This is a genomic window from Sphingomonas sp. Leaf230 (assembly GCF_001421745.1).
Lineage (GTDB): Bacteria > Pseudomonadota > Alphaproteobacteria > Sphingomonadales > Sphingomonadaceae > Sphingomonas.
Genome location: NZ_LMKW01000003.1, coordinates 40,124 through 46,709, shown reverse-complemented (window position 1 = coordinate 46,709; position 6,586 = coordinate 40,124). Strand labels below are relative to the sequence as shown.

Annotated in this window: 10 protein-coding genes; 8 read left to right on the top strand and 2 right to left on the bottom strand. The window is 61.4% G+C overall.

Features of this window, described 5'->3' with window-relative positions; translation table 11 throughout:
• Positions 1-181 precede the first annotated feature (181 nt).
• Positions 182-385, bottom strand: coding sequence for a helix-turn-helix transcriptional regulator (locus ASE82_RS18765; RefSeq protein ID WP_082441315.1), 204 nt, complete (start codon positions 383-385; stop codon positions 182-184).
• A gap of 128 nt (positions 386-513) precedes the next feature.
• Positions 514-861, bottom strand: coding sequence for a hypothetical protein (locus ASE82_RS05295; protein ID WP_056059892.1), 348 nt, complete (start codon positions 859-861; stop codon positions 514-516).
• A 356-nt stretch (positions 862-1,217) separates the two neighbouring features.
• On the opposite strand from ASE82_RS05295, the gene ASE82_RS05290 reads away from it, so the two are divergent.
• From ASE82_RS05290 to ASE82_RS05255, 8 genes are all read left to right on the top strand, one after another.
• Entirely contained in the window at positions 1,218-1,550 is a 333-nt protein-coding gene (locus ASE82_RS05290; protein ID WP_056059889.1) for an ArsR/SmtB family transcription factor, read from the top strand.
• 11 nt (positions 1,551-1,561) lie between these two features.
• On the top strand, positions 1,562-1,990 hold the full coding sequence (gene arsC, locus ASE82_RS05285; RefSeq protein WP_082441314.1) for an arsenate reductase (glutaredoxin): 429 nt from the start codon (positions 1,562-1,564) through the stop codon (positions 1,988-1,990).
• Positions 1,990-3,273: an arsenic transporter gene (locus ASE82_RS05280; protein WP_056059886.1), complete on the top strand. Its 1,284-nt coding sequence runs from the start codon at positions 1,990-1,992 to the stop codon at positions 3,271-3,273. Before arsC ends, ASE82_RS05280 begins: the two co-directional genes overlap by 1 nt.
• Positions 3,273-4,031: an arsenical resistance protein ArsH gene (arsH, locus tag ASE82_RS05275; protein ID WP_056059883.1), complete on the top strand. Its 759-nt coding sequence runs from the start codon at positions 3,273-3,275 to the stop codon at positions 4,029-4,031. Before ASE82_RS05280 ends, arsH begins: the two co-directional genes overlap by 1 nt.
• A 69-nt stretch (positions 4,032-4,100) precedes the next feature.
• Entirely contained in the window at positions 4,101-4,445 is a 345-nt protein-coding gene (locus ASE82_RS19265; RefSeq protein WP_156348776.1) for a hypothetical protein, read from the top strand.
• Between the two features lie 37 nt (positions 4,446-4,482).
• Complete coding sequence (locus tag ASE82_RS05265) at positions 4,483-4,671, top strand: hypothetical protein (protein WP_041394287.1); 189 nt, start codon at positions 4,483-4,485, stop codon at positions 4,669-4,671.
• 266 nt (positions 4,672-4,937) lie between these two features.
• A complete protein-coding gene (locus tag ASE82_RS05260) occupies positions 4,938-5,819 on the top strand; it encodes an AraC family transcriptional regulator (protein ID WP_056059905.1) in 882 nt (293 codons plus the stop codon).
• A 69-nt stretch (positions 5,820-5,888) separates the two neighbouring features.
• Positions 5,889-6,455, top strand: a complete 567-nt coding sequence (locus ASE82_RS05255; protein WP_056059878.1) for a recombinase family protein — start codon at positions 5,889-5,891, stop codon at positions 6,453-6,455.
• Positions 6,456-6,586 lie beyond the last annotated feature (131 nt).

The window sequence follows — 6,586 nt, the reverse complement described above, 5'->3', positions numbered from 1 at the left end:
AACCTCGCCATCGTTGTAACGCCTGGTCGTACCGTCAGTCATATGCCTCACTCTTATCTAAGAGCGGGGCCCTGTCAGGTCATTTAGGGGGCCACCTCAGCCCTCGGTTTCCTGCCGTTCTTGGGCTGATGCGAAATCCGTGAATTTTGCATCACCACAGCAGCCGCACTACCGCCGATGTCTAATTTTCCGGTAGGCTAAAAAGGTTCTCTACGGGCACGTTAAATAGGTGGGCCAGCTTGAGCGCCAATGACAAACTAGGCTCGAACCGACCTGTCTCGATTGAGTTGATGGTTTGTCTGGAAACGCCAACGAGCGTTGCCAAACCAGCCTGCGTGAAGTTCGACTCAGCCCGGTGTTCCGGGAGGCGAGTTAGGACGCCCATTTGCGCGCAGCCGTCCGGCCGAACAAGATCGTGAGCGCTGAGAACAGGATAAGGGGGGCAGGCCCCTGTATGGGCGGGCTAATCCCGGTCATATCTAACAGGCCCCACACTGTAAGGGCAGCGGCAGTCTACGCGCCACTCATGCCGAGCGACCAGTTCTGCACTCGATGAAACAGCTCATCCTGCCGGATGCTCATGCGCCACCATAGCATGCCAGATAAGGCAGCAAAGCCGATTACCCAGGCCACGACCCAAGCGGCAGGTAGATAGAGGGAAGAAGTCGAAACAGCGGTGCCTTCAATGGGCATTGCGCCCTGAAACTCGATACCCACTCGGCGCGCAGCGTCAGCGGTCCATTTGAAAAGCGGCATAACGGCCACCACGGCGCTAGCCATACTCCCAGACACAAGGCGTCGGCTCTTTTGATCTAAAGCCGCCCAATTGACCCCGGCCCCACGGTGAGTGAACTCGTACATCTGCTTCCCCTACGCTTTTGCAAAATGTCAAACATACGCGACATTTCGAGTCAAGTATGTTTGACTCGTAGAGCGGCTTTCTGGGTTGAGCGGAGTCACCCTTCATAGGCCTCATAGCGCTCAATTTGAGCCAGTCCTGTGATGCAAAACTTTTGATTTTTGCATCAGGAATGACCGGACCGAAAAAAAACGCGCTGAACGAATGACCGCTTTCGGGAGCCGTGATTCGCAACCCGAGCGTCCGGCACTGGGCGTTCTAGTACGATCCCGCATTCTCGCGAGGGATGATGAATTGAGAAAGCTGGGTTCGGAAACCCAGACCTAGCCCCGTCTGAGATATCCTCTATGCTGGATATATGGAAAACGATTCAGCTATTGCTGCACTTAGCGCACTCGCACAGGGCACCCGCCTTGACGTGTTCCGCCTCTTGGTGCGGCACGAACCGGGCGGCCTGGCAGCGGGCGAAATCGCCCGCCAACTCGACGTGCCGCAGAACACCATGTCGGCGCACCTCGGCATCCTCGCGCGGGCCGGCATTGTGCGCTCCGAACGGCATAGCCGATCGATCATCTACCGCGCCGATCTAAATGGGCTGCGCGCGCTGACGCTGTTCCTCGTCAAAGACTGCTGCGCCGGGTCACCCGAACTGTGCGCGCCGCTCCTGGCCGAACTCACCCCCTGCTGCTGAAAGGACGCCCCGTGGCCGTCGATATCGTGATCTATCACAACCCCGAGTGCGGCACGTCGCGCAACACGCTGGCGATGATACGCAATGCCGGCATCGAGCCGCATGTGATCGAATATCTGAAAACGCCGCCCTCGCGCACGCTGCTAATCGAGCTGATCGATCGCGCGGGGATCATGCCCCGCGATCTGCTGCGAGAAAAGGGCACGCCATATGCTGAGCTAGGTCTTGGTGACTCGTCGCTGTCCGACGACGCGCTAGTGGACGCAATGATGGCACATCCGGTCCTCATCAACCGGCCGCTGGTCGTCTCGCCACTCGGCGTGAAGCTGTGCCGACCTTCCGAGGCGGTCCTTGATCTGCTGCCCGGGCCGCAACAGGAGGCGTTTGCCAAGGAAGACGGCGAACAGGTCGTAGACGCTTCGGGTCAGCGCATCGCCTGATGCTGCTCGCGCTCGCTATCTTCATCGCCACGATCACGCTCGTCATCTGGCAACCCAAAGGCCTCGGCATCGGCTGGAGCGCGCTAGGCGGCGCGGCCATCGCGCTCCTCGTTGGTGTCGTCTCGCTCTCCGACGTGCCTGTGGTGTGGGGCATCGTCTGGAACGCGACCGCGACGTTCGTCGCGATCATCATCGTCAGTCTGCTGCTCGATGAAGCCGGATTCTTCGAATGGGCGGCGCTCCACGTCGCGCGCTGGGGCGGGGGGAATGGTGGCAGGCTGTTCGTGCTGATCGTGCTGCTCGGCGCGGCGGTATCGGCGCTGTTCGCCAATGATGGTGCGGCTTTGATCCTGACGCCGATCGTAATCGCGATGCTTCGGGCGCTGGGATACAAGGACAAGGCCACACTGGCGTTCGTCATGGCGGCAGGGTTCATCGCCGATACCGCCAGCCTGCCGCTGATCGTCTCCAACCTCGTCAATATCGTGTCAGCCGACTTCTTCCGGATCGGCTTTGCCGATTATGCCTTGGTGATGGTGCCGGTTGATCTGGCGTCGATCGCCGCGACGCTGGTCGCGCTGCTGCTATTTTTCCGGCGTGACATACCGGCGAGTTACGATGTGGCGCAGCTTCGCACGCCCAGTGATGCGATCCGCGACCATGCCACCTTCAAGGCGGGCTGGGTCGTTCTTGCCCTGCTGCTCGCCGGCTTTTTCCTGCTCGAACCCCTCGGCGTGCCGGTCAGCGCTGTGGCCGCTGCCGGCGCGGTCCTCCTGCTCGTCATCGCCGCGCGCGGCCATGTCATCCAGACGCGCAAGGTGCTGGCCGGTGCTCCGTGGCAGGTCGTGATCTTCTCGCTTGGTATGTACCTGGTCGTCTATGGCCTGCGGAATGCTGGCCTGACTGACCACCTTGCCGGCCTGCTCGATCGTACCGCGCAAGGCGGTGTGTGGGGTGCAGCGTTCGGGACCGGGATTATCGCCTCGCTGCTGTCGTCAGTGATGAACAACATGCCGACCGTGCTGGTAGGCGCGCTGTCGATCGACGCGACGCACGCCACGGGCGCGATCAAGGAAGCGATGATCTACGCCAACGTGATCGGTTGCGACCTCGGGCCGAAGATCACGCCGATCGGCTCGCTCGCGACGCTGCTGTGGCTGCATGTCCTCGGGCAAAAGGGCATTCGGATCGGCTGGGGCTATTACTTCAAGGTTGGCGCAACGCTAACGATTCCGGTGCTGTTGGTGACACTCGCCGCGCTCGCAATCAGGATCAGTCTGTAATGCCGCTTCGCACGCTCTCCGATCCCGATCACCTGCCCGCGCTCGATCGCCGCTATGCGCTCGATCGTCCTGCCCTTGGGCTGGGCGCTGGTGATCCGCCTCCGCGCATCCTGTTGCTCTACGGCTCCTTGCGGGAGCGGTCGTTCTCGCGACTGTGTGTGGAGGAAGCTGCTCGGCTGCTGCAATTCTTCGGCTGCGAAACGCGGATCTTCGATCCTTCGACCCTGCCGCTACCCGACCAGGTGACGGGGGACGATCACCCGGCCGTCCACGAACTGCGCGAACTGTCGATGTGGTCGGAAGGACATGTGTGGTGCAGCCCCGAGCGGCACGGCCAAATTACCGGCATCATGAAGCTGCAAGTCGATCACCTGCCCCTGTCGATGGGCGGAATGCGACCGACACAGGGGCGAACGCTCGCCGTCATGCAGGTGTCGGCCGGATCGCAGTCGTTCAACAGCGTCAACACCCTGCGCGTCCTTGGCCGTTGGATGCGAATGGTGACGATCCCCAACCAGTCGAGTGTCGCCAAGGCGTTCAACGAGTTTGACGACGCCGGCCGGATGAAGGCGTCCAGCTATTACGACCGGATCGTGGACGTGATGGAGGAACTGGTGCGCTTCACGATCCTGCTGCGCCCGCACACCACGCAGCTTGTCGATCGCTATTCCGAGCGAAAGGAGGCAGGCGTGCCGATCGATAGCGCCACAGACATTTCGAGCATCGCAATCTCGCCAACGTACCGGAAAGGCGAGTAAAGTCCGCTTAGTGTGGCAAGCCGCTCCTACGACATTGTGCATCACTGAGTGTGCTTCTAGATGCATCCAATGAAACGCCGGGCTCGCCCACTCTCCAAGATATTGCATTTCATGGCGTTTTTCGTCCTGGCGGTGATGTTGCTGGTCCGGCTCGGCCCGCTCTGCGAGACGATGGCGATGGCCGCGCCTCCGGCTGCGTCCGCGATGATGGACTGCGCCAGCAAATCAGCAGGCGCTCCCATCAAAAAGGCGCCTGCGTCGGCCTGCGCCATACCGTGCGTTGCAGTTGCCGGCGAAACCGTCGAGCATATCGAGCTGGTTCCGTCCTCCCGTCTATCGCCTTGGCCGGCTCCACAGACCGGCCTTTTGGGCATGGCATACGCTCCGGCCACACCCCCTCCGCAAACCGTGTGACGTCGAACACGATCACACGTAAATTTCGGAGAATATCATGACCAAGTTCAAGCTCATCAGCGCTGCCTTCGCCCTCACCCTGTCCACCGGCGCATTCGCCGCTGTCGCCAATTGCTGCGCCGACATGGCGTGCTGCAAGGACGGTGCGGACTGCTGCAAGGATGGCGCAAAAGCCAAGGCTGCTGACTGCTGCGATCATGCCAAGGGCGGCATGAAGCACGGCTAAAAACTGGATGGGGGCGGGCAACCGCCCCTGTCTATTAGCCGGCTGCGATACGCCGTTGCGCCACGGCTGCTGATCGACACATAGCAATCCAGGGTGAGACGGGCCGCGTACCAGCGTTCCCAAAAACGAACGGCAAGTGAGACGGCTCGGGCGTTCTCGATTAGCAGCCTTTGCGAGAACGCATGGATCGAACGCAGAACCGCAAGATCGGTCGAGCGCCTCCGATCCAAGTACGTCTAACTGGCGCCGCCACGGAGGACAGGACGATGAAGGCGGCGGTTCACAACTACCATGCCCGGATGCAGCGGGTGCTGGATCACATTGACCGGCATCTGGACGACGATCTGGACCTGAATGCGGTGAGCGGCGTCGCCGCCTTCTCGAAATATCACTTCCACCGGCAGTTCACGGCGACCTTCGGGCTTTCCGTGCATCGCTACGTCCAGCTCGCCCGCATGAAGCGGGCATCCTACCGGCTGGCCTATAGGGACGCGCAGAGCGTCACCGACATAGCGATGGATGCCGGCTACGACGCCCCGGATGCCTTCGCCCGTGCCTTTCGACAACGGGTCGGGCAGTCGCCCTCGTCGTTCAGGAAGGCTCCCGATTGGGAGCCGTGGCTTGCGGCCTTCGGGCCTCTCGACAACGCGAGGAGCAAGCTCATGCAGACCACTTACACTACCAATGATGTAACGATCCGCGACGAAGCGCCGACATCCGTCGCGATCATGGAGCATCGCGGCGACCCGGCGACGATCGGCGCGACCATCCAGCGGTTCATCGCTTGGCGCAAAGCGACTGGGCTGTCACCCAGGGTCAGCCCGACCTTCAACGTTTTCTACTCCGATCCGCGGACGACGCCTCCGGCCGAATACCGCATGGACCTGTGCGCCGGCACCGATCGCCCCATCGAGGCGAACGGCGAGCGGATCGATGCCGGCACCATCCCGGGCGGACGCTGCGCGGTGCTGCGCGTCGTTGGCAACACCGACAATCTGGAGCCTGCCGCACTGTATCTCTACCGCGATTGGCTACCCGTAAGCGGTGAGGAGGTACGCGACTTCCCGCTCTACTGCCAGCGCATCGCTTTCTTCCCGGAGGTGCCGGAGCATGAGGCGGTCGCGGAGCTGTTCCTGCCGCTCAAATAGCCTGCCGGAGGGCGGCTCGCATCCTTGTCTTGGAGTCGAAGAGTCGCCCCTCTCTCGTAGGATGCTCCCATGTTGATCGGTTACGCCCGTGTTTCGACGACCGACCAAGATTTGTCGCTGCAACTCGACGCCTTGGCAAAGGCCGGTTGTGAGAGACTGTTCACTGACAAAGCGAGCGGCGCGAAAGTCGATCGACCGGGCTTGGCGGAAGCGCTCCATTTCGCACGCGCAGGAGACACCCTCGTGATTTGGAAGCTCGATCGGCTTGGCCGTTCGATCCGAGGTCTCATCGAGCTAGCGGCGGGCCTGTCCGCTCGCAACGTGGACTTCCGATCTCTCACCGATGGGTTCGACACGGCCACTCCTTCTGGGCGACTCCTTTTCCACATATTGGCTTCAGTCGCAGAGATGGAACGTGAGCTGGTGAAGGAGCGCACGATCGCGGGCTTGGCGGCAGCTCGCGCGAAGGGCGGCACCGGTGGTGGCCGAAAAGCAGCAATGACGCCCGACAAGATCGACACTGCGCGCAAGCTCCTCGCAGCCGGGGACAAGCCTGCCAAAATAGCGAAGCTGCTCCAAGTCGGCCTATCCACCTTCTATCGCCATTGCCCAGCCAGCACCGGCCTTCCCGATTGAGGGTCGAATTTCGGGAATACCAAAGCCTCCCCGGTATTTTGGTTTAGGAAACCATGGCCTTCGCAGCGAACTGCCGGTGCAGTGTCTCATGATCCGCGATATGCTGTTCTCGACGATCAATCTGTCAGCAG

Bases quoted from the DNA above. Each gene is read 5' to 3' on its own strand.
- ASE82_RS18765 (WP_082441315.1), bottom strand. From the start codon at position 385: ATGGGCGTCCTAACTCGCCTCCCGGAACACCGGGCTGAGTCGAACTTC.
- ASE82_RS05295 (WP_056059892.1), bottom strand. From the start codon at position 861: ATGTACGAGTTCACTCACCGTGGGGCCGGGGTCAATTGGGCGGCTTTA.
- ASE82_RS05290 (WP_056059889.1), top strand. From the start codon at position 1,218: ATGGAAAACGATTCAGCTATTGCTGCACTTAGCGCACTCGCACAGGGC.
- ASE82_RS05280 (WP_056059886.1), top strand. From the start codon at position 1,990: ATGCTGCTCGCGCTCGCTATCTTCATCGCCACGATCACGCTCGTCATC.
- arsH (WP_056059883.1), top strand. From the start codon at position 3,273: ATGCCGCTTCGCACGCTCTCCGATCCCGATCACCTGCCCGCGCTCGAT.
- ASE82_RS19265 (WP_156348776.1), top strand. From the start codon at position 4,101: ATGAAACGCCGGGCTCGCCCACTCTCCAAGATATTGCATTTCATGGCG.
- ASE82_RS05265 (WP_041394287.1), top strand. From the start codon at position 4,483: ATGACCAAGTTCAAGCTCATCAGCGCTGCCTTCGCCCTCACCCTGTCC.
- ASE82_RS05260 (WP_056059905.1), top strand. From the start codon at position 4,938: ATGAAGGCGGCGGTTCACAACTACCATGCCCGGATGCAGCGGGTGCTG.
- ASE82_RS05255 (WP_056059878.1), top strand. From the start codon at position 5,889: ATGTTGATCGGTTACGCCCGTGTTTCGACGACCGACCAAGATTTGTCG.